Origin of the sequence: Kordia periserrulae, from assembly GCF_003054265.1 — a bacterium.
Classification (GTDB): domain Bacteria; phylum Bacteroidota; class Bacteroidia; order Flavobacteriales; family Flavobacteriaceae; genus Kordia; species Kordia periserrulae.
Map to the genome: position 1 here is coordinate 96,315 of NZ_QBKT01000004.1, position 25,767 is coordinate 122,081.

24 protein-coding genes are annotated in these 25,767 nt (G+C 35.9%); 15 read left to right on the forward strand and 9 right to left on the reverse strand.

Annotated features, from left to right (window positions below; all coding sequences use genetic code 11):
- Positions 1-36 precede the first annotated feature (36 nt).
- The 8 genes from C8N46_RS09325 to C8N46_RS09360 all read left to right on the forward strand — a co-directional run bounded on the left by C8N46_RS09325 (position 37) and on the right by C8N46_RS09360 (position 8,720).
- On the forward strand, positions 37-1,428 hold the full coding sequence (locus tag C8N46_RS09325; RefSeq protein WP_108114631.1) for a hypothetical protein: 1,392 nt from the start codon (positions 37-39) through the stop codon (positions 1,426-1,428).
- Positions 1,421-2,104, forward strand: a complete 684-nt coding sequence (locus tag C8N46_RS09330) for a 4'-phosphopantetheinyl transferase family protein (RefSeq protein ID WP_108114632.1) — start codon at positions 1,421-1,423, stop codon at positions 2,102-2,104. Before C8N46_RS09325 ends, C8N46_RS09330 begins: the two co-directional genes overlap by 8 nt.
- A 474-nt stretch (positions 2,105-2,578) precedes the next feature.
- Complete coding sequence (locus C8N46_RS09335) at positions 2,579-3,475, forward strand: LytR/AlgR family response regulator transcription factor (protein WP_108114633.1); 897 nt, start codon at positions 2,579-2,581, stop codon at positions 3,473-3,475.
- A 151-nt stretch (positions 3,476-3,626) separates the two neighbouring features.
- Complete coding sequence (locus C8N46_RS09340) at positions 3,627-3,854, forward strand: hypothetical protein (RefSeq protein ID WP_108114634.1); 228 nt, start codon at positions 3,627-3,629, stop codon at positions 3,852-3,854.
- Positions 3,855-4,048: 194 nt separating this feature from the next.
- Entirely contained in the window at positions 4,049-5,197 is a 1,149-nt protein-coding gene (locus tag C8N46_RS09345) for a DUF2891 domain-containing protein (protein ID WP_245896789.1), read from the forward strand.
- Positions 5,181-6,371: an Nramp family divalent metal transporter gene (locus C8N46_RS09350; protein WP_108114636.1), complete on the forward strand. Its 1,191-nt coding sequence runs from the start codon at positions 5,181-5,183 to the stop codon at positions 6,369-6,371. The genes C8N46_RS09345 and C8N46_RS09350 overlap by 17 nt, the downstream gene beginning before the upstream one ends.
- 55 nt (positions 6,372-6,426) lie before the next feature.
- Entirely contained in the window at positions 6,427-7,878 is a 1,452-nt protein-coding gene (gene pxpB / locus C8N46_RS20880; protein WP_245896792.1) for a 5-oxoprolinase subunit PxpB, read from the forward strand.
- Entirely contained in the window at positions 7,872-8,720 is an 849-nt protein-coding gene (locus C8N46_RS09360; protein ID WP_108114637.1) for a 5-oxoprolinase subunit C family protein, read from the forward strand. The genes pxpB and C8N46_RS09360 overlap by 7 nt, the downstream gene beginning before the upstream one ends.
- Here C8N46_RS09360 and C8N46_RS09365 read toward each other — a convergent pair.
- On the reverse strand, positions 8,698-8,955 hold the full coding sequence (locus tag C8N46_RS09365) for a hypothetical protein (RefSeq protein ID WP_108114638.1): 258 nt from the start codon (positions 8,953-8,955) through the stop codon (positions 8,698-8,700). The genes C8N46_RS09360 and C8N46_RS09365 overlap by 23 nt on opposite strands.
- A gap of 258 nt (positions 8,956-9,213) precedes the next feature.
- Between C8N46_RS09365 and C8N46_RS09370 the strand changes: the two genes are divergently transcribed.
- From C8N46_RS09370 to C8N46_RS09385, 4 genes are all read left to right on the forward strand, one after another.
- The gene (locus tag C8N46_RS09370) at positions 9,214-9,648 is read left to right on the forward strand and encodes a hypothetical protein (protein ID WP_108114639.1); all 435 of its coding nucleotides are present in this window, start codon (positions 9,214-9,216) and stop codon (positions 9,646-9,648) included.
- A gap of 3 nt (positions 9,649-9,651) precedes the next feature.
- On the forward strand, positions 9,652-10,332 hold the full coding sequence (locus C8N46_RS09375) for a hypothetical protein (protein ID WP_108114640.1): 681 nt from the start codon (positions 9,652-9,654) through the stop codon (positions 10,330-10,332).
- Between the two features lie 175 nt (positions 10,333-10,507).
- Complete coding sequence (locus tag C8N46_RS09380; protein WP_108114641.1) at positions 10,508-11,281, forward strand: sensor histidine kinase; 774 nt, start codon at positions 10,508-10,510, stop codon at positions 11,279-11,281.
- Positions 11,282-11,286: 5 nt separating this feature from the next.
- A complete protein-coding gene (locus C8N46_RS09385) occupies positions 11,287-11,943 on the forward strand; it encodes a response regulator (protein WP_108114963.1) in 657 nt (218 codons plus the stop codon).
- Positions 11,944-11,986: 43 nt separating this feature from the next.
- Here the strand turns inward: C8N46_RS09385 and C8N46_RS09390 are convergent, their stop codons facing one another.
- The 4 genes from C8N46_RS09390 to C8N46_RS09405 form a co-directional block, all read right to left on the reverse strand.
- On the reverse strand, positions 11,987-12,814 hold the full coding sequence (locus C8N46_RS09390; RefSeq protein WP_108114642.1) for a carcinine hydrolase/isopenicillin-N N-acyltransferase family protein: 828 nt from the start codon (positions 12,812-12,814) through the stop codon (positions 11,987-11,989).
- A gap of 68 nt (positions 12,815-12,882) precedes the next feature.
- A complete protein-coding gene (locus C8N46_RS09395; RefSeq protein WP_108114643.1) occupies positions 12,883-13,614 on the reverse strand; it encodes a nitroreductase family protein in 732 nt (243 codons plus the stop codon).
- Positions 13,615-13,638: 24 nt separating this feature from the next.
- The gene (locus C8N46_RS09400; protein WP_108114644.1) at positions 13,639-15,018 is read right to left on the reverse strand and encodes an aldehyde dehydrogenase; all 1,380 of its coding nucleotides are present in this window, start codon (positions 15,016-15,018) and stop codon (positions 13,639-13,641) included.
- A 14-nt stretch (positions 15,019-15,032) separates the two neighbouring features.
- Positions 15,033-17,411: a penicillin acylase family protein gene (locus tag C8N46_RS09405; RefSeq protein ID WP_108114645.1), complete on the reverse strand. Its 2,379-nt coding sequence runs from the start codon at positions 17,409-17,411 to the stop codon at positions 15,033-15,035.
- A 170-nt stretch (positions 17,412-17,581) separates the two neighbouring features.
- On the opposite strand from C8N46_RS09405, the gene C8N46_RS09410 reads away from it, so the two are divergent.
- The gene (locus tag C8N46_RS09410; RefSeq protein WP_108114646.1) at positions 17,582-17,788 is read left to right on the forward strand and encodes a hypothetical protein; all 207 of its coding nucleotides are present in this window, start codon (positions 17,582-17,584) and stop codon (positions 17,786-17,788) included.
- A gap of 689 nt (positions 17,789-18,477) precedes the next feature.
- On the opposite strand, the gene C8N46_RS09415 is transcribed toward C8N46_RS09410, so the two are convergent.
- From C8N46_RS09415 to C8N46_RS09430, 4 genes are all read right to left on the reverse strand, one after another.
- Positions 18,478-19,590: an endonuclease/exonuclease/phosphatase family protein gene (locus C8N46_RS09415; protein WP_108114647.1), complete on the reverse strand. Its 1,113-nt coding sequence runs from the start codon at positions 19,588-19,590 to the stop codon at positions 18,478-18,480.
- Between the two features lie 121 nt (positions 19,591-19,711).
- Positions 19,712-19,900: a hypothetical protein gene (locus C8N46_RS09420; protein WP_108114648.1), complete on the reverse strand. Its 189-nt coding sequence runs from the start codon at positions 19,898-19,900 to the stop codon at positions 19,712-19,714.
- Between the two features lie 156 nt (positions 19,901-20,056).
- Positions 20,057-20,446, reverse strand: coding sequence for a Rid family detoxifying hydrolase (locus tag C8N46_RS09425; protein WP_108114649.1), 390 nt, complete (start codon positions 20,444-20,446; stop codon positions 20,057-20,059).
- 188 nt (positions 20,447-20,634) lie between these two features.
- Complete coding sequence (locus C8N46_RS09430) at positions 20,635-23,307, reverse strand: putative LPS assembly protein LptD (RefSeq protein WP_108114650.1); 2,673 nt, start codon at positions 23,305-23,307, stop codon at positions 20,635-20,637.
- 352 nt (positions 23,308-23,659) lie between these two features.
- Here C8N46_RS09430 and C8N46_RS09435 point away from each other — a divergent pair, with 352 nt between their 5' ends.
- Both C8N46_RS09435 and C8N46_RS09440 read left to right on the forward strand, forming a co-directional pair.
- Positions 23,660-24,739, forward strand: a complete 1,080-nt coding sequence (locus C8N46_RS09435; RefSeq protein ID WP_245896794.1) for an N-acetylmuramoyl-L-alanine amidase family protein — start codon at positions 23,660-23,662, stop codon at positions 24,737-24,739.
- A 67-nt stretch (positions 24,740-24,806) separates the two neighbouring features.
- The gene (locus tag C8N46_RS09440; protein WP_108114652.1) at positions 24,807-25,763 is read left to right on the forward strand and encodes an MlaD family protein; all 957 of its coding nucleotides are present in this window, start codon (positions 24,807-24,809) and stop codon (positions 25,761-25,763) included.
- The last annotated feature ends 4 nt before the right edge of the window (positions 25,764-25,767 follow it).

Below are 25,767 nucleotides of genomic sequence, written 5' to 3' on the forward strand. Positions count from 1 at the left end.
AAAATATGATAAAAATCGTTTGTAAATAATCTCATTATGATAAAAACTATTGAAAAAAACATACTGCTCAATAAATTTGATGCATTTACCAATCAGGCAGCGACAGACATTCCTGCTTGGATCAATCCTTCTGCTCATCAATTACCAAGCTTATTAGAAAATTATATCTATCCGGTAAGTTCGTGGCCAGTCATCATTAACAAAGAAATGGCAAATGAGTTGCGGGAACTTTGTGTGCGATTGCCAAAATTATTATACAAAATTCCAGAATTGTATTTTCAAAACGATCCTAAAAAAGTTGCAGATTATTATTATGGAGGCAACGAATTAATCGCGCAATACGCATTAATTTGTCATGAAAAAAAGATAGACATTGGTTGTCGATTAGATTTGACGCATACCGAAAAAGGATTTAAAGTATTGGAAGTAAACATCGGTTCTTCCATCGGTGGTTGGCAAGTACAGAGTTTTGAAAAAGCCATTCGTAAATACCATCCCTACTTATCCAATCCAGAAACAGCAACATATTTTCAATCGGAAAATTCGCAAGAAAACTATCTTACATTTCTAATCGATAAAATTTTAGCACAAGTAAGCTCCATTTCGGGTGAACTCAACGTTTTCATGCCCATTGAGCAAATACAAAGTGAAAAAATCAAAAAAGACAGTTTGGATTTCTTCGACGTTTTATTGCAAAAAGAATTGCAAAAACGAGGACTTAAAGGAAAAGTGTTTAGCGACAAACTCACAGCATTACAATTAAAACAAGGAAAACTATACCTAAACAATACGGTTGTGCATGGTATTATCATTCTAAGTTTGGACCAAGAAGAACCGCCAGTGGACGTATTTAGAGCGTTTTTAATGGATCAAGTCTATTTTCCTGATAATTTGGCGCTCAATCTCTATGGAGACAAGCGCAATTTAGGTTTATTGATTGAATTGGCAGCACAGGAAAAATTCGCCAATGAAGACAATGAATTAATTTTAAAAAGTATTCCGTGGACGGCAGAAATCAAAAATCGCGACATCATTCACCAAAAAGAAACGGTTAACTTGCTAGACTTTATCCGAAAAAACAGAGAAAATTTGGTCATTAAATCGGCACGTGGCTATCAAGGGAAAGACGTATTTATCGGAAAATTTTGCGCTGATGCAGAATGGGAAGAAGCAATATCGCTGGCACTAACAGAAACCGATTTCATTGCGCAAGAATTCAGCGATTCTTTAAATTACGTAGCACCAAACAAGCACAATCAATGGACACCACACAAACTCATTTGGGGCGCTTTCGGATTTGGTGATACTTATGGTGGCGTTTGGGTGCGCATGTCGGAAGTAAAAACGGATGTCGGAATCATCAATTCTGCTACAGGCGCTGTAGAAGGAATCGTGTACGAAATGGATGACGCGTTGCTAGATGATTAATATTTACTACACATACATACACGAATCCATTCATCAGCAGTTACTGAATGCCTATTTGCATACGTTTCCGCAAGAATTTCAAACAAAAGTGTTGAAATTCCGGAGATGGCAAGATGCACAATTATCGCTATTGGGCAGATTATTGCTGCGTCACAGCTTGCAAAAGCTTGGAAAAGAAGCCTTAGAGCAAAAATTGCAATACACGGCATACAACAAACCGTATTTTGAAAACAATCCGCTAAGCTTTAACATTTCGCATTCGGGAAACATGGCAATATGCGCCGTTTCAGAACATCTTCAAATTGGAATTGACATTGAAGTAAAAGAAACCATCAATATTCACGATTTTAAACTGCAAATGACCGATAACGAATGGAATACAATTTACAACGCTTCTCAGAAACAGCAGGCGTTTTACGACTATTGGACGCAAAAAGAAGCTGTTATCAAAGCAGGCGGAAAAGGCTTGTCGATTGACTTAAAATCCTATGAAATTCATAAAAACAAAACACACATAGAAGGCATTGCGTACGGACTTCAAAAACTGCATATCGACGAAAATTACGCGTGTCATATAGCATACAAACTTCCAGCATCTGAAGCAAATTACGAATTGCTTTCCGAAAAAATCAACTCGCAAAATATTGATTTTAAGACCCTTATGTGCAGTTATTAAAATAATTACATTTAATAATATGTTTTGGGCGTATCCTTCGCAAACTCAGGTCGGGCTTTCGCAGTCGCTCTTTCCGTTGCACTACAAGGAGCTCCAACAAACGCTCAATCCCTTACGCGGACTATAATTACCGTGAGTTAGACTTAAGAAATCACTATGCAATTCATAATTCACAGAGAAATAACTAATTGTCAGTTCAGGAGCGCAGTCGAGAACAGCTAAGAATTGATAATTTCAAAAGGAATCTCGTGAGTTATGCTCGGTATCTACGATAATGCTCGATTTGGCATTGAGAATAATCTATTAGTAATCAGCTACATAATAAAATAGTTATATCGAACTCACGTTGATTACCATTTAGATTCTTAATGTAATCTTGTTTCATTAATCACAAACACCTTCAAATTCTTAACACAAGCATTAAAAACCAAAACATTTTTGTAAATTAATGTCACTTTTTAAATTCAAAAAATAGTGACACTAAGTAACATACAATACTACTTTCAACAACAACATCCACTGATTGACGATACTTCATACTATCGCAAACTCGCTATTGTGGTTGGAATGGTACTTACCATTTTTGTCTATATCTTCGATCCGTATGACAATTATGTTGCGATTCCGAAATTTGAAATTCCTATAAAAATTATTCAATTAGGCTACGGAATCAATACGACTATCGTGATTTACGGATTGTATTGGTTGCTCTTTCGAAAGTTGAAATTTTCCACAGAACATCGTACTTGGAAAACCTATCATCATTGGTTATTACTTATCGCTATTTTAGCACTCGCAGGTTTTATTGGTACAGTATATCATCGATTCATGATGGATGTGGGCGACGTAGATACGCAATATTACGTATTTGTGACCATTCCGCGCTCCATTGTCATTGCCATTCCACTGTTTGTCATTACGTTGCTTTTAGACAGGTTGTACACTTCAAAAAATACCATAGAAGCAAGCACAGTAGCTATTTCAAAAAGTCAGGATAATGCATCGATTTGCGAATCGGATAAAAAAATAGTGCTGAAATCGCCAGTAGTGAATCAATGTGTTGAGCTACAACCTTCACAAATTGCATACATCAAAGCTTCAGGAAATTATGTTGAAATTCATAGTAGTGAAACTCAAAAAGTACAACTTCTGCGCGCTTCATTACGGCATGTTTCTGAGCGTTTGTCATCGTATGCTTTTCTTGTACAATGCCATCGACAATACTTTGTAAATATTCAAAAAGTACAGTCTTACAAAGGAAATTCACAACGTATTGTATTACAATTAGAAGCTTCAAAAGAACAGATTCCTGTAAGTAAAAGTTATGTCAAAAAAATGCTTTCCTATCTTAAAAAACAAGAAAAACAGTAGTTGTTCATTCATCACAAAGCTTGTGCACTCATCACAATTTTTTTCAAATTCTAAAAGCACGCTGTAATTTTAAAACGTTTTTTAGGCAATACACAAATTGTCTATAGGACTTCTGAAAAACCAATTAATAATCATTAAAAACTTTAGAATTATGAAAAAAAAGAATCTCAAAAAACTAACACTAAACAAAGATGCTGTATCTGACTTACAGCAAGTAAAAGGAGGAATTGAAGAGCCAGCACCAGTTCCAGCAACCAATGTCGCTTCTGGCTGTCCTGATATATGTCAACCATTGACAAATTACAACTGCGCTACGCAAAACAATCAATGTGCAAGTAGTGTAGTGGCATGGTGTAATTTATCATGCTTTATCTGTTAATTTAGTTGAACGATTTTGAATCAAAGCGAGCTTAGGCTCGCTTTTTTTTATGACGTTTCGTTTGATAATCAAAGAATAACTAATTTCGTCTAACAAGTCTAACAATTAAATTTTTGAATCTTTGAATTGAGCGAAGCGAAGCAAATCTAACAAGAAATTCCTATATTGAACTTTCAACCAAAACCCAAATACTATTGAAAAAGCTAGGCTATCTACTTTTGATTTTCCTCTGCGTACAATGTCAATCGGAAGAAAAAACAGAAAAATCATCAAAAACAGTACAAAAAGAAGCAAAAACAGCTCAAAAAGACACCATTTCTACCAAAATAACGACATTAACACTCAAAGAAGCAAATCGTTTGGCAACTTTGCCGCTGCATTGCATGCAGGAAGAATATCCTAACAAACTCAATCAAACCATTGGAAATGCGGAAGATTTGCAATCGCCAAAAGCATTACATCCTGCATTTTACGGTTGTTTTGACTGGCATTCTTCGGTGCACGGACATTGGTCGTTGGTAAGTCTGTTAAAGCAATTTCCCGATTTGGAAAACAGCGAAGACATCAGAAGAAAATTAGCCGAAAACATCTCCAAAGAAAACATCGAAATTGAAATTGACTACTTTAAAGGAAAATATAACAAGTCTTTTGAGCGCACGTACGGTTGGGCTTGGTTGTTAAAACTTGCAGAAGAATTGCATACTTGGAACGATTCGCTGGCGCGCGAATTGGAAGCGAATTTACAACCGTTGACAGACATCATTGTACAAGGATATTTAGATTTCTTACCAAAATTGAACTATCCAATCAGAGTAGGAGAGCACACCAATACGGCGTTTGGACTCACGTTTGCGTATGATTATGCGAAAACGGTTAACAATACAACACTTCTCAATCTTATCACAAAGCGCGCAAAAGATTTTTACCTTTCAGATGAAAACTGTCCAATTTCTTGGGAACCTAGCGGATTTGACTTTTTATCACCATGTCTGGAAGAAGCCGATATCATACGCAGAGTGTTGACAAAAGACGAATTTAAAAGTTGGTTACAAGCATTTTTACCACAATTAGCAGACAAAGATTTTCAACTAGCACAAGGAAAAGTATCTGATAGAACGGATGGCAAATTGGTTCATTTAGACGGCGTAAACTTCAGCAGAGCGTGGTGTTTGTACGGAATTGCCAATGAATTTCCAGAATACGCACACCTAAAAAACATCGCGAATCAGCATGTAAATTATTCGTTGCCGAGCATTGTGGACGACAATTACGAAGGAACGCATTGGTTAGGCTCGTTTGCCATTTATGCTTTAAACACTGCAGCCAATGTTCAAGTGGATTAAAAATATCGGTCCTGGAACGCTGGTAGCAGCAGCATTCATCGGACCAGGAACGGTCACAATTTGTACCAAAGCTGGCGTACAATTTGGCTACGGATTGTTGTGGGCGATGCTCTTATCCATCATCGCAACGATTGTATTACAAGAAATGGCAGCACGTACAGGAATCGTTACACAAAAAGGTTTGGCGGAAGTCATCAAAAGTCAAATGGCGAATGTCTTATTGCGAAACTTAGCAATTTTTTTAATTCTTGGCGCGATTGTTATTGGAAATGCTGCCTACGAAGCAGGAAACATTAGCGGAGCAGCGTTGGGAATGCAGGTTTTTGGTAAAGAACTGATAGCATTCTATCCAATTTTGATTGGTTGTATTGCGTTTATGGTACTATTTATTGGCAATTATAAAATACTAGAACGCAGTTTGGTTGCGCTAGTACTTGTGATGAGTATTTCGTTTTTAATCACCGCCATTCTAACCAAGCCAGACATCTTGGCGATGCTCAAAGGAACATTTATACCAACCATTCCTGAGAATAGTATTTTTATCATCATTGGATTAATTGGAACAACGGTTGTGCCGTATAATCTATTCTTACACGCGTCTTTGGTCAAAGAAAAGTGGAAAACAAAAGAAGATTTAGCAAGTGCTAGAAAAGACACGTTTATCTCTATTATTTTGGGTGGAATTGTTTCTATGGCAATCATCGTAGCGGCTACAGCTACTACCAATGGAAACATTGCAAATGCTTTCGATTTGGCAAAAGGATTAGAACCTTTATACGGTGAATATGCCAAATATTTATTAGGAATTGGCTTGTTTGCGGCTGGAATTACTTCTGCAATCACAGCGCCATTAGCAGCAGCGTATGTAGCAAAAAGCTGTTTTGGTTGGAAAGGAACACTCAAAGACTACCGTTTTCGCATTGTTTGGGCAATCATTCTCGTTTTGGGTGTGGTGTTTTCCTCGTTACAATTCAAACCTGTAGAAGTCATTACGTTTGCACAAGTCGCGAATGGTTTGCTACTTCCAATTGTGGCAATATTTCTCGTTTGGATTGTTAATAAAACCACTATTTTAGGAAGCTATAAAAACACGTTGTTTCAAAATATACTAGCTATTACCATCATTCTCATCGCGATAATGCTTGGAATCAAAGGAATTTACGTCGTGTTCTAAAGCCCCAAAGGAGCAAGTCTAAAAATCTAACAAGTCTAAAAAATCTAATAAAAAAATGATTCATATCAACTGTGATGTTGGCGAAGGCATAGATAACGAAGAAATCTTAATGCCGTACCTAAACGCTTGTAACATAGCGTGTGGTGGACATGCAGGCGATGTTGAAACCATGCATGAAGTAGTTGCGCTGGCAAAAAAATATCAAGTTGAAATTGGCGCGCATCCTTCATATCCTGATTTGGAGAATTTTGGGCGAGTTTCGATGGAATTGCCCGAAACTGAACTCATCAACACGATTCAAGAGCAAATTGCCAATTTGGAAGTAGTTGTTAAGTTGCACGATGTAAACATCAATCATATCAAACCACACGGCGCGTTGTATAACGATGTTGCCAAAAGCGAAGAAAAGGCAAAAGCATTTCTAAAAGCAATTTCTGAATATAAAGACAGGTATAAGCTTTTTGTGCCTTACAATTCGGCCATAGAAAAACTGGCTATCAAACAGAATTTCGAAGTAGTGTATGAAGCTTTTGCAGATAGAAACTACAACGATGATTTAACACTCGTTTCTCGCACAAAAAGCAGTGCAATTTTAACAAAAATAGATGCCATTATTTCACATATTTCAACGCTTCAAAACGAACAAAAAGTACAGACAATTTCAGGTGAAAAAACTACGTTAAAATCAGATACATTTTGTGTGCATTCTGACACGAAAAATGCGGTTGAAATTGTACAACAATTATACACACATTTTAATACGGAAAGGGTAACTGTTCAACCTAAATTTCCAACGTTTACTAGGTATGGAAACAACGGTTTATTACTCACTTGGGAAGCTGAAATGACACAAAAAGTGCTGTATAGTGTGTTGGAATACCAAGAAAAAATAACAAACTTTAGACTTAAATTAATACTTGATGTAATTCAATCAAACAACTCATTATTAATTATTTATAATTTTAATAAAATAGATTTTATAACACTCCAACATTTGTTGGAACGGCTTTTTTTGTTATTATCAGATACCATTCAACTGCCAAAACAGTATTGTTGGGATATTCCAGTATGTTATGATGCACAGTTTGGAATTGACTTGGATGAAATTACACAAAAAAATAAACTTTCTACAAAAGAAATTATTCAACTGCATACAGCGCCAACCTATCAAGTTTTTTCGATTGGTTTTTTGCCTGGTTTTTTATATTTGGGAGGACTCGACAAACGACTACATATTGACCGAAAATCGACACCGAGATTGAAGGTGAAAAAAGGTGCCGTTGGAATTGGCGGAATGCAGACAGGAATCTATCCAAAAACGAGTCCAGGAGGTTGGCAAATTATTGGAAATTCTCCACTCAATTTTTTTGATGTTTCCAAAGAAAAACCCTGTTTTGCCAAAGCGGGTGATTTTATCAAATTTACAGCGATTTCTTTGGAAGAATATCATGAAATAGCAAATGCTGTTACAAACGGAACGTACACAGTAAAATCGACAGTATGTTAGAAATTATACATAGCGGATTGCACACTTCTATTCAAGATTTGGGACGATTGCACTACCGAAACGTTGGTGTTCCTGTTGCTGGCGTCATGGACGAATATCATGCGAAATTGGTGAATCAGTTGTTAGGAAATGATGAAAATTCTGCAGTGATGGAAATGACGCTGCAAGGCGCAACAGTAGAGTTTCATGAAGCTACACAAATGGTGATTTGCGGCGCAGATTTGTCTCCAAAACTAAATCATCAAGCAATTCGTTTGAACGTTCCAGTGACGGTTAAAAAAGGCGATGTACTTCAATTTGGCAAGCGTTTGTATGGTGTTCGGGCGTATCTAGCAGTGAAACATGGTTTTCAAACAGAAAACATATTAAAAAGCCGCAGTTTTTATGACGGAATCACTCCAAAAGCAAGAGTTGAGAAAGGCGATTTCATTCCATATCAAACCAATTCAAATCCTGTAAAAGCTAGTGCAAACATCGCGCTACAGCGAGCACTTTTTACAGATACAGAAATTACAGTGTATGAAGGACCAGAGTTCAATTACTTATCAAAAACACAACAGGAAAAGCTCTTCAACACGACATTTACGATCGGACTCAATAACAGAATGGCGTATCAATTAGAAGAAATTTTAGAGAATGATTGTCCATCCATTATCACATCAGCAGTATTGCCAGGCACCATTCAGCTCACACCTTCGGGAAAGTTGATTATTTTGATGAAAGATTGTCAAACAACGGGCGGCTATCCAAGAATTTTACAATTAGACCAAAAAAGTATCTTCAAATTGGCACAAAAACACACCCGAGATGCAATAATATTTAAGAAGCTCTCAATTTTGTAATATCAATTTCTTCAGAAAGCAACTGTAAAGCGTCTTCTTCGGTTAATTTGCCTAAAATGACTTGTGTTCCTTCTTTAAAACCATCGTGATTTCGAAACAAACGCCACAAAGCGCGGATAAATTCTGTATAATCCAAGCCATCATTCCATTGGATAAATCTTTCAGTGAAGGCTTTATCAATATGCGATTTTATAATACTACGCGAAGCATTTTTGTTTCTATCAAGGGAAGTCATTTGGTCTAAAAATCTATGGTTAGTTGAAAAGCGAATTTAAGTGTCTGCTAGATTTATAACAAGAGGAAAGAGCCTTTATTAAAAGGGGATTTTTCCCCTTTTTAAAAGGAAAACACCTGATATTTTTTAGGTGTTTTACAGCTAAAAATCTAATTATCAGTTTTTTACCTTGCAAAACGAAGATGCGTTCATTTTTTTAATTTTTTATTGTAATACTTTATAAATAACTTGGCAAAATAATCAACAATAATATGAAGTATGAGTGACTACAAAACCCCTAAAGACAAATTAATCAGCAGTGAGAAAGCATTGGCATTGAATGCAAATTTTAAGGCTAAGCAAAAAAGTGTATTAAGTGCCGAAAACGACAATAATTTTTCATGTTCATGCTGGTATTCGCTAGAAGACTTGGAAGGTTACATCAATTATGTAAAAGAGCAAGCTTTGGCACAAAAAATTAGCGTGGATGGAATTCGATTTTATTTTGGAGTATATCCTGATAATACCGAAGATAAGACAAAAGCAGGACAAAACACATTGTTTATGTGTCCTACAAAAGCGAATACAACATTAACTTCAAGAGATGGTGAAAGTACAACTAACAATGGGGACAGCGAAGATGTTACTACAATTTCTGCAATGAACTATGGAAGTACTGGAAATCCTCCACGAAATGATTATGGAGAACAATAAGAAATGATTGCATTAGAAGAATTAAGATCATTTACAGGATATTTGGCATTGGCTACTTTGATTTATGCTTGTATTTCATACAAAAATTACGCAAAGACTGATGCCAAATATTTTATTTATTGCATATTGTTTTCGGTCATTATCGAATTCGCAAGCTTATATTTTGAATCTTTTGGAAAATGGTATACTGCCATCTTTGGCAATACCAACTTTCCAATAGCTAATATTTTTACAATTGTTCAAATTTCTTTTTTTTTATGGTGGATTCGATTGATATTGAATTCAAAGAATAGAAAGCGTATTGTCGGACTTTTATTGATTGCTTATTTAGTATTTGCAGTACTAAATACCATGTACGGTCAATCGTTTATGACTGGATTACAAACGTACACATACGCTATTGGCGTTATTTTCTTGCTGATTGCGATAAGTTTTTATTTTGTAGAATCATTCAATAAAGAAACGATGTTACGCATTACAGACTCTATTAAGTTCTGGTTTATTCTAGGAGTTTTATTGTTTTACGGAACATTTATGCCGTTTTTCTTTGCATTTCACGTATTTCTTAAGGGAGATCAGCGCATTTTAAGTTTAGTTTTATTTGTCTTAAATGCTATTATGTATTTATGCTTTTCGATAGGATTTTACAAATCATACAAGCAAAATAAAGTAATTGACTACTAGAAATGACAGAGGAAGAAATTCATATATTGGTGTTTTTTTGCGCTTCAACGATTTTTGTTGTAGGAATACTTCTAGTTGTTACTTTCGTTGTTTTACATAAAAAAAAGCGGAAATTCATTGACCTAGAGTCAAAATTAAAGACATTTCCTTAAAATATATTATTTGAAGAAATCTTATGAACGATCAAGAAGTATATATGCTTGTAGCGGCAACATCAACGGTGTTGCTTATTTTATTACTAACGGTGATAATCTTATTTGTGTTCTTTCAGAAGCGAAAACTTAAGTTTATCCTAGAAAAGAAAGAAGCCGAAAAGCGATATATGGAAGAAATCGCGAAATCGCAAATTGAAATTCAAGAGCAAGCATTGCAAAATATGAGTTGGGAGTTGCATGATAATATCGGACAATTATTGTCGGTAGCGCGCATGCATATCAATATTTTGGGAACACAACTTGCAGAAGAGAATAAAGGAAAACTCAATGATATCAGCGAAATTGTTGGAAAAAGTCTGCAAGAAATCCGACTGCTCTCCAAAACCATGAATACGGAAATTATCCAAAACATGGGACTTATCAAGTCGATAGAAGTAGAGTTGGAGCGTTTTAACAAACTCAACTTTTTGGTCGCAACGCTGGAAGTTTCTGGAGAAGAATGTGAAATAGACATCAAAGAAGAAATCATTCTCTTCCGTATTTTACAAGAGTTTTTCTCGAATGCTATCAAACATTCCAAAGCTAAAAATTTAGCCGTAACGCTACGCTATGAAGCAGATAGCTTGCGTATTACCGCACAAGATGATGGCGTTGGTTTTGACGAAGGAGAAATTGAAAAAGGTTCTGGATTGATCAACATGAAAAGTCGCGCCGCGATTATAAATGCAGAATTTGAGATGAAATCCGAAAAAAATAAAGGAGTTTCCTTAACTTTATCATATCCCTATAAATGAAAATAATGAAAAAACATTCTGTTGTAATTGTAGACGACCATTTGCTCTTTGCGCAATCTTTGCAAGGCTTGGTCGATGCATTTGATGAGTTTGAGGTTTTGTACCATGTAAAGAATGGAGGCGAACTGATAAAAAAATTACTAGAGTCTGAAAATGTCCCAGATATTATTTTGTTAGATATCAATATGCCCGTAATGAATGGTTTTGAAACGATGGAATGGATTAAGGAAAACCGTCCAAGCATTCAAGTATTGGCATTATCAATGGATGATCATGAAGAAACCATTATCAAAATGTTGCGCTTGGGCGCGAAAGGATATTTACTGAAAGACATTCATCCAGAAATCTTCTATAAAGCTTTAAACGAAGTCATTTCAAACGGAATCTACTATTCCGAACGTGTGGCAACCACCTTGCTGAATTCCCTTCACGGAAATGACGAAAAGGAAGCTATCAACGGAAAACAATTAAAAGATACCGAATTGACTTTCTTGAAGTTAGCGTGTACGGAAATGACCTATAAAGAAATTGCACAAGAAATGTGCTTGAGTCCAAAAACCATCGACGGCTACCGCGAATCCTTATTCAAACACTTTAAAGTAAAAAGTAGAATTGGCTTGGTACTGTACGCTATTCGAAATAATTTGGTGAATAGTAAGTAGTTTTAGATTTTAGGTGTTAGATGTTTGGTGTTAGGTTTTTGAATTATAAATCTTCTAGGGTAATTTTTTGCTTTTTGGATTTTTTGAACTCTGCTGTTAAATCCAGTTTTACAATCTTTTCATTGCTCAATTTATAAGATAACACAAACTCATTGTCGGTAATATTGATAAATGTTGCATACACAGTTCCCGCCATTTTTCCTTCGGAAGTTTTTTTGGGTGGTTGCACAGCTTGACCGAATGTATTTCCAACTTTTAGCAGATTGATTTCAGCATCGCTTTTTTCCATATCTGCAATTCTTTTTTCAATACTTTTATAGCGATAACACGGATAATTTCCTGCTTCGGGATTGGAAAGTAAATAATTGGTCATAATCAATTTATTATCCTGCATCCAATGAAGTTTCTTTTTTCCATCAATCCACTCCACAATCACAGCTTTTCCTGTTTTATCGCCAAACATGATGTGACTTTTGTCCAAGGCGATTTTTTCCGCTTCTAAAAAAGCGATGGCTTCTTCAACAGTCGCACATGTTGCTAACAATTTATCGCCTAAATTATTTTTCGGATTTGAATAACCTTTCACTCTCTTTTGAGTTGGCGTGACGGCAGCATCAAAAAACAACCCTTTTTCATTAATGCCACCTTGTGCAAAATTATCCCAACCATACCACAAACGGGCAAATTTCTTCTTCGTTTTTGGTTCAATTTGAATATACGCATCGACATCCAAAAAATAATCTTCACTATTAACAACGTAAATTTTTCCTGTATTGGCATCCACATAATACATCACAGAACACGCTAAGGATGCTGTGGGAAGCACTAAACTCAAAGCAAATGCGTATAGAAAAAGTGTGGTTGTTTTCATAAAGTCATTGAAAATAGTTTGAAAACTAAAATTCGTCAATCTCAACTAAAAACACTACTAATTGATTGTTAAATCTTTGTGTATGTCGCATCAAAAGGAACTCGGAATCGCGGACCGTAAATGCCATTTTCACTACGAACGCCGCAACCAATCACCATGTTGATTTCTGCACCGCGCGGTAATTTTAGAAGCTTCTTTACCCGTAAGGTATCACTTCCTTCCATCGGACAGGTATCGTAACCAATTGCCGCCATGCTAATCATAAAGTTCTGCGCGGCTAGTCCAGCACTTTTGTGCGCTACGATGCGTAAATCGCTCAATCGAACTTGTCGATACACAGGACGAAATAAGCCAATGACATTAAAAACAGCATACTTTAACCAACCGTAAATTCCTAAAAAGTCAGGATAAATTGTCGGAATGAGTTTTTTGTAATAATTAATAGCAAATTTTTCCCTTCTAGAGTATTCTTCTTTTGGTTTGTCAAAAAGTTGTTCGTAAAATTGAATATTTGCTTTCGCGCGTTGACGCCATTTGTCTTTTCGAGTCACAACTACGACTAATTGTTTTGCCGTTTTGGCTGCATTCTGTCCCAAACAAGCTTCGGTCATTTGCTTCAGCATCGTTTCATCCGTAATATGATAAAACTCCCACAATTGTAAATTACTACTTGTAGGTGCCAATACAGCGTTTTTAAGGCAGTTTTTCACCTTTTCGGCATCAATATCGATGTCTTTATCAAAAACGCGAACGGAGCGTCTATATTGAATAGCTTCGGAAACTGTTTTTTCGGGATTCATGAGTGATTTTATTTGGGACTGATGTTAAAAATACTTCAAAAAAAACTTTAAAAGCTTCAACTTTCCTTTGTACGGCGCATAACGCATCGGAATGTCTAACCAGGTTTTTTTATTTGTAATGGATTTTTTATGTGAGAAGGTATCAAAGCTGTGTTTGCCGTGATAGGCGCCAATTCCGCTATGTCCAACGCCGCCAAAAGGCATGCGGTGATTTACAAAATGTGTAACGGTATCGTTAATGGCACCGCCGCCAAAGGAATGACGCGCAATCATGCGATTGGCAAATTTTTTATCGTTTGAAAAGACATACAGCGATAGCGGCTTTTCGTAGTTCGCAATCATGTTTGAAATATCATCTAAGGAAGAATATACTTGAATTGGCAAGATAGGTCCAAAAATTTCATCTTGCATTACGTTGCTATCTAACGAAGGTTCATCAAGTAGTGTAGGAGCGATGTACAATTCGTCTTTATCCACTTTTCCGCCATACAACACTTTTTCACCTTCTAATAACTCTGCCAATCGCTCAAAATTCTTTTCGTTGATGATTCTAGGGTAATCAGGCGATTCCTGCGGATTGTTTCCATAAGCAGTTTCAATCTCATCAACGAGTGCTTTTATAAAATCAAATTTCGCCTGTGCTTGCACTATTAAATAATCAGGCGCAATACAGGTTTGTCCCGCATTTAAAAATTTTCCCCATACAATTCGTTTTGCAGTGAGTTTAAAATCTGTGTGAATATCAACAATACATGGATTTTTTCCGCCAAGCTCCAATGTGACAGGCGTAAGATTTGGAGCCGCAGCTTTGGCAACAATTTTTCCCACATTGACGCTTCCTGTAAAGAAAATATAATCCCAACGCTCAGCTAGTAACGCTTCCGAAGCAGGCACGCCGCCTTGCACGACTTTTACGTGTCGGTCGTCAAAAACGGCTGAAATGATTTCTTCTACAATTTGCGATGTGTTTGGCGTGAGTTCTGACGGCTTTACAACGACTGTATTTCCTGCAGCAACAGCTCCAATCAGCGGCGCGATGGCTAGTTGATACGGATAATTCCAAGGCGCAATAATCAAGGTAGTTCCGTAAGGTTCTGAATGAATACGGTCTTTGGATGGAAAATTGAGCAATGCTGGCCAAACTCGTTTCGGTTTTGACCATGATTTTAGTTTCTTTATCGCCAATTTCAATTCAGAAATGACAATGCCTGTTTCGGTAATGACCGATTCAAACTTAGGTTTCTTAAAATCAGCGTATAACGCATCACAAATATCTTCTTCGCGTGCTTTTACTTCTTTTAAAAGTTTTTTCAACGCTTTTTTCCGATAGGAAATATCGTGCGTTTGCCGCGTTTGATAAAAGTTTTTTTGTGCTTGAACGATTTCGGAGCAATTGTATTCCATGCGTTTAGGTGCTTTTATTCTAGTGTGAGCGTATTTTTTGCGTTTTGCTTGATTTCTTCTGTATTTAACATCATTTTTCGGAATTTTCCTTGCACATACATTTCTGCCTGATCGTCGTAATGTGCGCTGAATGGATTTCCAGATTGTCCTGTAGGCAGAATGCTCATGCTGTTTTCAATGTCTGAAAAGTCAATCACACGTCGCGTAGACGGTCCAAAATACACATTGTAAGTTCCAGATTCATCATAGTGAAATCCTAAATTGTTAATGGTTTCACTTGTAGAAGCGACTTCGAAAGGTCCCACGTTGAAATACGAACGCAACATTTCTACTTTTCCAATCGGATGTTCGTGTTCAACGGTGTGTACTTTGTTCCAAGTCCAATCTTGTATATTATTACCAAATTGAACTTCCAACAAGACTACCATTTCTTTAAAAGATTTAAGCAAAATGTCTTTTCGTGTTTCTTTTTTATCCGTCGCAACATTATCGTACCAAATCGATTCTTGATAGAGTAGTGGTACGGTGAAACGTTTGCAAAGATGTGTTTTGAGTAGCATGTCAAACGTCGTAGTATCCAATTCGTCACCAAAAGTATTTTTTAAATATTGATAGATAAAACGGTGATATATTGTTGGCGCGATATCGGTCAATTTATTTTCACCATTCCAATTTTTAAGTACAGTCGCGACTTCTTTTTCTTTGAGTGAAAGTCCATCATTTTCAATAAGACTTACAACATCTTTGATGGCTTTTGCGTGTATTTTTGAAGTGTTATCCAACAACATATTCATCATGTCATCCTTAGTGAATTTGTCGTTAGCTTCTATCAATTCCACAATGCGCTTGGCTCTGTTTTCGGGTAAATAATATCCTGGATATAAACTTCCATTGATACTATCGGGCTGATTGTTGGCAGAATACACATAATTCCATGGCGGATTGGTCGCACGCGGATTTTCATCAGTTGTTAAAAAACGAAGCGGCTCATTTTCTCCAGAAGTTCCATTGAGAATCAATTTAGAATTTACATTTTCAGGGAGTTCATAAAGTTGTCCTGCGGTATACCAACCAATATTATCTTCTGCATCGCCGTACATGATATTGAGTCCTGGAGCATGAATTTTAGGAATGCTTTTTTCAAATTCAACTTGATTGTTAGCGTGTGACATTATATAGCAAGCCTCCAGAAGTTCATTTTTTCGTTGTGTATATATCCATGACATGGCAACAGGTTGCTCAAAATCAATTCCGTCAGCGATGCCGTTTAAAATTGGACCGTGATGACTTCGTTTTACTGTTAACGTAACATCTTCTGCATCTTTAACTTTGATGGTTTTTGTAACTTCTGTATAGTCCGTATATCCATTTGGAGTTTTGTATTGTGACGCATTCGCGGGATTGTTCTCTTCCCAATAAAAATCGATATCGTCATTCTCAAACATCGTCATTCCGTAGGCAATTTTACGATTATGTCCTAAGAGCGGAAAAGGAATTCCGGCTAAGTGATATCCGTATATTTCGTAGGTTGGTGTGTGTACATGTGCTTCGTACCAAACAGAAGGTTGCGCAAATCCGATATGCGGATCGTTAGCGAAAAGTACTTTTCCTGTAGCGGTTCTTTGTGGTGCTAAAACCCAACTATTACTACCAATAAATTGAGGAATTGGTAGCGGTTTTAAAATTCTATCTATAGCAGCAATAAAGGTGTTTTTTACTTTTGTAGTATCTGCTTTTTTTGGTGGATAATTTTGTATTAGTGTAGTGTTAGGGTCAACTTCTAGTCCCAAATCAGCTAAATATTCATCACCTAGTTTTTGTTGAATACTTGTCAGTAATGGATCGGTTTTATGTGCCATGGCAAAACTAAAAGCCATATAGCCTAAAATGTTATGAATGTCTTTGACTGTGAATTCTGTTTTGTCGATTCCTGTTAAGTAAAATTCAACTGGCGTAGCGCCTTGTGCTATGAATTGATTAACGCCATTAACATACGCTTGCATCAATTGATAACTTTCGGAGTTTTTGTCAGCGGTTTGCAATGTAATTTCGGAGGCTTCATCTATACCTATGGTCGCAAAAAAGCGATCGGTATCGATAGTTGTTTCTCCAAAAATTTCTGACAATCGTGCAGGAGCAATTCTACGAATGACTTCCATTTGCCATAAACGGTCTTGCGCATGTACAAATCCTAAGGCTGTAAAGGCATCTTCCTCGTTTTGAGCATAAATATGAGGAATTCCATACGTATCGTAATGAATGGTAACTTCTTCTTGGATGTTTTCAATATCGAAACTTCCATCATAGGTAGGAAGCAGGGTTCTGTAAAAAATAAATCCTGCAATGAGGATAATTAGTATCAGAACTCCAATAATTTTAGCGGCTTTTTTCACAGGTTGTAGTTTTGTTTAAAACTACGAAAAAATGTTAAAAGTGTGAAGTGAACTTTTTAAAAGAAAAAACACATTTAAAATAAAGCGGTTTCTTTCTTTTTACGGTAAAACCGTATCATTTTTTTTCAGCTTCAATTTATCTTTAAAAGATTAACCAAAAATTCATTATCATGTTGAAAAATCTAAAAAACATTGCGGGAGTTACGAAACTTTCCAAGAATGAACAAAAAAACATTACGGGAGGAGATAGCTTTATGTGTCTTGTTATGTGTGGACCAGGTAGTGGAAACACTCCAATTTATGGAGAACAAGATTATTATCTTTACGATGGAACAGTAGTTACGATTCCTGAAGAGATTGGGTGTGTTTGTGCCTAATAGATTTTACAGCGAACTTCGGTTCGCTTTTTCTTTTCATTAAATCAAAATCTTAAAATACAACTTCTTACACAGTGAAACCATCACTTTTTTCTTAATAATTTTTCTGTCTGAAACTCTACTTATTTTAACTTTTACGAGAAAAAGTTTTTGTTTTAAATAATTGAAAAACAGTATTTTAACTAAATTATTTTTAAGATTTGTAACTTTTCTGAATTCATAAAATACGAGTATGTTGCATTGCTTCTTCTTTTAGTGATTCTTAAATTGAAGTATTATTAACTTAATTTTTTAATCATGAAAAAAAGAAATCTTAAATCTTTGAAGTTGAACAAAAAGTCAATTTCAAGAATTAACAATCATGAACTTACTGGAGGAACTGGTCTTACAGCTGTTGAATTAAGCTGCCATTGGTTTACATGTCATTCCGTAAACAACGATTGTCCTTCGGCAAATGTAAAGCCTTACTGCTTCGTAAAATATACTGAACAAGTTGATTGTGAAGGATAAAAACTTAAAAAGTTGATTAAAAGAGACTGTCTAAAAAGTACAGATTTCGTCAAATCAAACTTGATTTGGTTTTTCATAACACTTGGAAATTAATACGATGAGATTCTGAATCAAGCTCAGAATGACGTTTATAAAAACTTTTTAGACAGCCTCTTTTTTATGCTTTGTAATGATAAAAATTATTCTTCCTCTTCTAATGCTTCAAGACCTGAATCTATGATTTTAGCTGCTTTTTTATCTAGTTCAGGAGATAATTCATCAGCTTTAGCAAAACTAGATGTTACCATAGAAAACTCCGCATAAAAAGGCAAATGATCGGAGCCAATGTCCGCTAAGGTTTTAATTTTATGTACTTTAATTTCTTTCGAAGTAAATAACAAATCGATTGGAAATCGCATAAAGAATGGGCGTACAGGAAATGTTCCGTGAATTCCTTTTCCGATGCGCGAATCTTCCAAATCGGCTACTTTGGCAAATAATTTGGCACTTTTTGACCAGCAAACATTGTTGAAATCGCCCGTAACAATACTTGGTGATTTTAATGAGCGAACCAATTTGGCTACTTTCATAAATTCTGCTTCTTTCTGTTTGGAAGTGGGCTTTTCTGTTGGACTCGGCGGTGGCGGATGAATTCCTAAAAACACAAAATCATTTCCATTAGTATCATATAGCTGGATTTCAATAGCTGGTCTTTCCTCAGAAATAAAATAATGTGTTTGCGCGCTTTCAACTTTAAATTTAGTGTAAAAATGAATGCCGTATCGGTTTTCCTTCGGTACTTTGTGTGTAAAAGAAAAATGTGGTTCAATAGCTTCCAAGGCTTTTTCCCAAGCTTTATTGGTTTCAAGTGTAAGCAGAATATCTGGTTGAATTTTGTTTACCAACGCAATCAATTTTTCATAGGAAGTATTGCTTTGTAATACATTAACGCTCAATATAGAAATGGAATCGCGTGAAGCATCTTTCTTTTGGAAAATATTGTGTGTAGGCAAATAAGGAATGATGATGATTGCTTGATAGCTAATCGTAATTCCGAGAAGAACAAGCGAAAAAAGTATATAATAATTTTCGCTATCAAACAGATATACATTCACGCCAAAAAGAATCACTTGAATCGCTAACAATTGAATGCGAAGGTAATCGCAAATACGAAATGTCCAATGTGCTATAGGAAATGCAGGCAAATAGCTTACCAGCGAAAAAATATAGGATAGTATGGCAATTATAATCGTCACGAAAATACTTTTAATAAACGTGAAATTAGGCATTTGCACAGTAAACTCTTGACTCATTTGCAGTTTATTGTAATGCTTTTTGAAGATTGTTTAATGTGTAAATAAAAAGTTTGAAGATTTTATTTGTAGGAATGAAAGATGAAAAAACAAGAGATTTAGGGGAAAATCTATCTATACATTAATACCAGAAGCAATAGCCATTTCCGCCACATCTTCCAGCATCACAGAAGGTAAATCCGCCGCTATATGGCTGACAACATGTGTTTCCTGATTGTTGGTAACAACCTCTTACGGGTCCTTTTCCACTAATGTTTTGCTGTTCAGATTTGCTCAAAACAGCTCCTACTTTTGAAATGTTTTTTAACATGATATAGTATTTTATGGTTAATAACAGAAAAAGTAAGAATTATATCACTAATTAAGCTACGGTTACACCGTATATTTTCTTACAGAAAAAAGTGAAACAAAGTTCGTTGGGAATATTTTTTAATTTTTTTTGTTTAGAAAAGTAGAAACACCAATTTTACGCATCTTGTATCGCAATCATCGAAATTTCTACATTGACAAATTTTGGCAAATTGGCAACTTCAACCGTTTCTCGTGCTGGCGCAGAAGCATCGTCAAAATATTGACCGTACACTTCGTTGATTTGACTAAAATTGTGCATATCACTGATGAAAATACTGGTTTTTACAACATTTTCAAAGGTCATATTCGCTGCTGCCAACACAGCTTTCATGTTTTCCATGACTTGCTGAGTTTCCGCTTTGATAGAGTCAAGCACAAGCTCTCCAGTTTTGGGATGAATCGCAATTTGTCCAGAAGTATACAAGGTTCCATTTATTAAGACAGCTTGATTATACGGGCCAATAGGCGCTGGCGCATTTGGTGTAGTGATGATTTGTTTTGGCATTTTTTCTAGGTTTTGGGTTTTAGGTTTTTGGTCGCTTCGCTATTAGGTTTTGTTGTTTGTTAATTTGTTTTTTCGCTATTCGCTATTCGCTATTCGCTATTTGTTGATTTGATTTTTATAATAACTTCTCAATACAAAATACACACATAAAAAACTTCAAAGCACAAAAAACAAAGAACAAAAAAACATCAAAGTCTACGATCTGGTTCGCTTCGTTGTTCCCACTTCACGTCACGTAAAATAGAAGCTTTGATTCCTATAAAGAAATACCAAGAAGCTCGTGCGCTAAATGGAACCCAGTTAAAGTTGATGCGCCAACTCTTCAAATCGCGCTCAAAACGCATTTGTGTAAAGGTAAATCCTTTGTTTTTGAAGTCATAACCCGAAGAAACACCGACTTTCCATTGCGGCGTCAATTCTACGTTTCCAGAGAACATGACGGAATTGTTAGAAATCTCGTTCTGTCGATTGCTGTTGAGATAGGTAACTGTGTACGCGACTCGTAAATCCCACGGAATTTTGGCTTTGTAGGCTTCTACATCTTCTTTTTCTTCATCGTCATCACTGTCGTCGTCAAAAGTTTGTCGATTGCTAAAATCTTGTGCTTTTCCGAATAAATCATCATCACGTCCACCGCTTCGGGTATTATCGACATTGTTTCCGCCACCTTCAAAGTTTTTACTCGAAAAGGAATAGTTTAAGTTCAAATTCGCACTCGTCAAACGGAATAAACTTCCACCGTTATCAATATTGAACTTATTAATACGAACACCTTGATTGTCTATTGCATACGGATCCAAACTCGCTCCAAAGTTTACATTCAATTTGTTGTTGAATAACACTGTACTTCCAGAAACACGCACAGGCGCCCAAGCTAATGAATCTGCCGCAATATTATAACTTGTAGAAAAGTTTAAACTGTTTAACAACATTACTTTTTTAGGCTCTGTCTGCGTAGAATCTTTCGAACGAACTTTCGCTTCCACCGTATTTGCTACATTAATTCCGATAGAACTTGCAAAAGTTCTACTTGGAGAGCCAAAAAGTCCGTCTTCAAAACGCGTGTATTGTTGCTTTGTACCATTATCCGCATCTACAATATATTCGTCATAATACTGATTAAAAGCAGGATTGTAACTATAGCTGATAGATGGTCGTAAGGTATGTCGAATCGCTTGTATTTTCTTGTCTTTTCCACGATCGAACGTACCATAAATCGTAGTTCCGACACTGGCGCTAAAATTATAGGTTCTATACGAATCAAATCCGGCAATAGTATCTTTCACAGAAGCAATTTGTTCACCTGTAGTGGCGTCTATTGTAGCATCGGTACGATTGGTCGTTTGTAAGGTCCAAACTTCATCGTAATTTCCACCCATACTCACACTAAGATATTTTAATACTTTAAAGTTGGTGCTGATAGGAATGCTGTGTTGCATACCAAATTTAGCATCGTTAAACATTTCTTTGGTAAAAAAGAGTGAATCTGTGGTGTTGATTCTATTTTCTCCACGCAAATTGTACTGAAAGTTGATATTTTGAAACGCTCCTTTTTTGGGTTTGTCTTTTGGTGCGAATGGAAAAATACGTTCTACACTTGCTTGTAAGGTTGGAAGTGTAAGATTGACACTTTCCGTTTGTGTATTTTGCGAATGTGTTGCCGTTAACGAAATATTTACCGATGGATATGACGGAAATGTTCTAGAGTACGAAACGGATGAATTGAGCGTATTATTTAAAAAGTTTGGCGTATTTAATTGGTTGATAGATGCCTGATAAAACTGACTACTACCTAAGTTTACCGAAGCAGAAAAACGCGAGTTCGGATTGGCTTTCGCATCTTGATTGTGCGACCAGCGAATGTTGTAAATGTTCGATTTGCTGTAGTCTGGAAAACCACGTTGACTGTTAATTACAGCTTCAAATCGCATACTTAAATTTCCGCGGAAGCGATATCGTAAGGCATAATTCGACTCGACTCGAAAGGCGTAACTTCCATTCGTATAATAATCGCCCAAAAGTGCCAAATCCATATAATCGTTAATCGCGAAATAATAACCACCGTTTTGGAAAAAATACCCACGACTGCTGTTTTCACCAAATGTTGGAAAGATGAATCCTGAAGCTCTGTCGTCCGTCAATGGAAAATACGCAAACGGAAATCCGATTGGTGTTGGCACATCGGCTATATACATATTGGTCACTCCAGAAACAATCTTTTTATTCGGAACCAACTTAATCTTTCGCGCCAAGAAATAATATTCAGGATTGTTAATGTCTTTAGAAGTTGTAAACTTGGCATTTTGGATAAAAATCACCGAATCGTTTTCCTTTTTTGTCAATTCCCCTAAAATCTGAGTTCCGTTTTGTTCCGTGCGCGAATTCCAAATCAGCGCTTTTTCCGTATCAAAATTAAAACGAATAGAATCGGGCTCTACCACATTATTTCCTTGTTTAAAATACGGCGCTTGCGAGTATACGCCTGCCGTATCTTTCAATCGCCCTGCATAGACTTCATTCTTTTCATAATCTAAAATGATAATTCCAGACTTCAGTTCTGTATCTTGATAATACAATTCGGCTTCGTCGTACAGGTATATTTTTTTCGTTCGCTGACTAATTTTTACATAATCTTTCGATTTATATTTCACTTGATCGAGCAAAATGGGTTGTTTAGTTGGAACGGAATCTGTTTTGATAGAATCGTTTTTGATGGAATCTCTCACTTTTCGTGTTCCAATTCGAACAGCATCCTTTGCATTCACTTTCAAGGTGTCCATTGGCTGTGTAGTTTCCTTTTCTGGTTTAAAAGGAAGTTGCTTTCGCTTCGGAAGTTCTTGTGAAAAAGCAACGGCACTCATGAAGAGTAGGACGAGTTGTATTCCTATGTAAAATCTCTTTGTTTGCAATGGTCTAAATCCAATAATCTTAATATTACACAAAAGAAAGCTTTCTTTTATGAATAATCAACTAACTTTTATATTTTCGTTTCTTATTCGAAAGCCGTAAAAGTATGGCTCAATATTTGAAGTGCCAAACCTAGTCGTGTATTTTTATCATACATTTATGATAATTTAATTATAATTAACACAATAAGGAAAGCACAAATCACATTAGTTAGATAATAAACGAATATAAATCATCATTATGTATAGATATTTTTCAATTGTAATTCTTTTTCTTTTTTCTACCCATTTAACTTTTGGAAACGAAATGCCTTCGTCAGAAATAACTAAGAAGCGAAAAGAGTTTGTTGTAATGATTGATCCAGGACACGGCGGAAGTGATACAGGAACGCCAGGCACCAAACGTTATAAAACTACCGAAAAAGACATTGCTTTGGATGTTTCGCTTGCGCTAGGGAAAAAGTTGGAAAAACTTCCCAATGTAAAAGTATTGTACACACGTACCAAAGACACGTATCCGACACTCAACCAACGCGCCGTGATGACCAATAAGCAGAAAGCCGATTTATTTATTTCGATTCACTGCAATGCGCAACCTGGAAAAAAAGGAACAGCATACGGTTCAGAAACGTTTGTATTAGGGTTGAGTAATAACAAAACCAACTTAGAAGTTGCCAAACGTGAAAACTCGGTAATTTTTTTAGAAGATAATTATGAAGAAGTCTACGAAGGCTTTGATCCGAATTCGCCAGAATCCTTAATCAGTTTAATCATTCTACAAGAAGAATACTTAGACCAAAGTATTGAAATTGCATCTTACATTCAAAAAGAATTCAAAGTAACTGCAAAACGAAAAGATAGAGGCGTAAAACAAGCAGGATTTTGGGTATTGTCAAAAACATACATGCCAAGTGTATTGGTAGAGTTGGGTTTCTTAACGCACAAAAAAGAAGAAGATTTTTTAAATTCAAAGCGCGGGAAGAAAATCATGACAGAGTCGTTGTACAATGCGGTAAAAAAGTATATCGATTTGCATTCCAAATCCATCACAACCATTACAGATAATGATATTGATACAGACAATTTGGAAATCGAAGTTGACAATACAGAAACGAAGACACCTAAAATTTACAAAGACATTACGTTTAAAGTACAGCTTTCTGCAAGTTCAAAGAAAATTGCTACAAAGCCATATAATTTCAAAGGATTGGATCAAATTTCAAGAGAAAAATCAGGGAAAATATTTCGTTATTTTTATGGAGAAACTTCTGATTATGAGGAAATAAAGCGTCTACAAGTCATCGCAAAACGCAAAGGGTACACCGATTGTTATGTTGTAGCATTTAAAAACGGAAAAAAAGTTCCACTGAGCGAAGTGTTGAACTAAGTGCTTAATTAGACATATTCTTAGCAAAAAAATAGCTAATTTTGTCCTATTCACAAATATTTGCAAATTGAAAATATCTAGAGAAATTAAAACAGCATTGATAGCAATTACTGCGCTAGTGCTTTTATACGTTGGAATTAGTTACTTAATGTCAAAATCTGTCTTTTCAACTGGCAGAGTATTCTATGCAGAATACACTGATGTTGGCGGTTTGGTGACAGCAACTAAAGTGATGATAAATGGTTATCAAGTTGGAAAAGTACAAGACATTCAATTGCAACCTTCAGGAAAATCAGTCGTTACAATAGCGTTAGACCACGATTTTCAATTCTCCAAAAACAGTACCGTGCAATTGCAAGAAAACGGTTTTATTGGCGGAAAAACATTGGCAATTCTATTAAAACATGACGATTCTCCCTTAGCTGTTTCAGGCGACACACTCAAAACTTCGGTAAGTCCAGGTATGATTGATGATATTAAAAGTCAACTCTCACCTTTGCAAGCCAAAGTAGAAGGAATGGTTGTGAGTGCCGATTCTTTAATGACATCGCTCAATGCTATTTTAGATAAAGAATCGAGAAATAGCATAAAAAATAGTTTGAAAGAATTAAATACTACGATAGCCAATTTTAAAAATGCTTCTTCGACATTTAATACCATATTAGAAGACAACAAAGAAAAACTAGGCAACAGCATGGCAAGTATGGAAACTATCACAGAAAACTTTGCCAAAGTGTCTGATTCGTTATCAAAAGTAGAATTTAACAAAACAATCAATCAGTTGCAATCTACCATTAAAAGTCTCGATAATATCGTGGCAGGAATTGAAAACGGTGACGGTTCTATTGGAAAATTGCTAAAAGACAAAGAACTATACGACAATCTTACTGGAATGACTTTTCAGCTAGAGCAGTTGTTTCAAGACATGAAATTGAATCCGAAACGATACGTACATTTTTCATTATTTGGAAAAAAACCAAAACCGTACAAACCACCAACGGAGGAAGAAGAAAAGAAAAACTAAGCGA

Excerpts from the sequence above, each read along its gene's own strand:
- C8N46_RS09375 (WP_108114640.1), top strand. The coding sequence starts at position 9,652 with ATGATTGCATTAGAAGAATTAAGATCATTTACAGGATATTTGGCATTG.
- C8N46_RS09435 (WP_245896794.1), top strand. The coding sequence starts at position 23,660 with ATGCCTTCGTCAGAAATAACTAAGAAGCGAAAAGAGTTTGTTGTAATG.
- C8N46_RS09370 (WP_108114639.1), top strand. The coding sequence starts at position 9,214 with ATGAGTGACTACAAAACCCCTAAAGACAAATTAATCAGCAGTGAGAAA.
- C8N46_RS09395 (WP_108114643.1), bottom strand. The coding sequence starts at position 13,614 with ATGAATCCCGAAAAAACAGTTTCCGAAGCTATTCAATATAGACGCTCC.
- C8N46_RS09350 (WP_108114636.1), top strand. The coding sequence starts at position 5,181 with ATGTTCAAGTGGATTAAAAATATCGGTCCTGGAACGCTGGTAGCAGCA.
- C8N46_RS09340 (WP_108114634.1), top strand. The coding sequence starts at position 3,627 with ATGAAAAAAAAGAATCTCAAAAAACTAACACTAAACAAAGATGCTGTA.
- C8N46_RS09390 (WP_108114642.1), bottom strand. The coding sequence starts at position 12,814 with ATGAAAACAACCACACTTTTTCTATACGCATTTGCTTTGAGTTTAGTG.
- pxpB (WP_245896792.1), top strand. The coding sequence starts at position 6,427 with ATGATTCATATCAACTGTGATGTTGGCGAAGGCATAGATAACGAAGAA.
- C8N46_RS09410 (WP_108114646.1), top strand. The coding sequence starts at position 17,582 with ATGTTGAAAAATCTAAAAAACATTGCGGGAGTTACGAAACTTTCCAAG.
- C8N46_RS09425 (WP_108114649.1), bottom strand. The coding sequence starts at position 20,446 with ATGCCAAAACAAATCATCACTACACCAAATGCGCCAGCGCCTATTGGC.
- C8N46_RS09415 (WP_108114647.1), bottom strand. The coding sequence starts at position 19,590 with ATGAGTCAAGAGTTTACTGTGCAAATGCCTAATTTCACGTTTATTAAA.
- C8N46_RS09365 (WP_108114638.1), bottom strand. The coding sequence starts at position 8,955 with ATGACTTCCCTTGATAGAAACAAAAATGCTTCGCGTAGTATTATAAAA.
- C8N46_RS09420 (WP_108114648.1), bottom strand. The coding sequence starts at position 19,900 with ATGTTAAAAAACATTTCAAAAGTAGGAGCTGTTTTGAGCAAATCTGAA.
- C8N46_RS09385 (WP_108114963.1), top strand. The coding sequence starts at position 11,287 with ATGAAAAAACATTCTGTTGTAATTGTAGACGACCATTTGCTCTTTGCG.
- C8N46_RS09360 (WP_108114637.1), top strand. The coding sequence starts at position 7,872 with ATGTTAGAAATTATACATAGCGGATTGCACACTTCTATTCAAGATTTG.
- C8N46_RS09400 (WP_108114644.1), bottom strand. The coding sequence starts at position 15,018 with ATGGAATACAATTGCTCCGAAATCGTTCAAGCACAAAAAAACTTTTAT.
- C8N46_RS09380 (WP_108114641.1), top strand. The coding sequence starts at position 10,508 with ATGAACGATCAAGAAGTATATATGCTTGTAGCGGCAACATCAACGGTG.
- C8N46_RS09330 (WP_108114632.1), top strand. The coding sequence starts at position 1,421 with ATGATTAATATTTACTACACATACATACACGAATCCATTCATCAGCAG.
- C8N46_RS09430 (WP_108114650.1), bottom strand. The coding sequence starts at position 23,307 with ATGAGTGCCGTTGCTTTTTCACAAGAACTTCCGAAGCGAAAGCAACTT.
- C8N46_RS09325 (WP_108114631.1), top strand. The coding sequence starts at position 37 with ATGATAAAAACTATTGAAAAAAACATACTGCTCAATAAATTTGATGCA.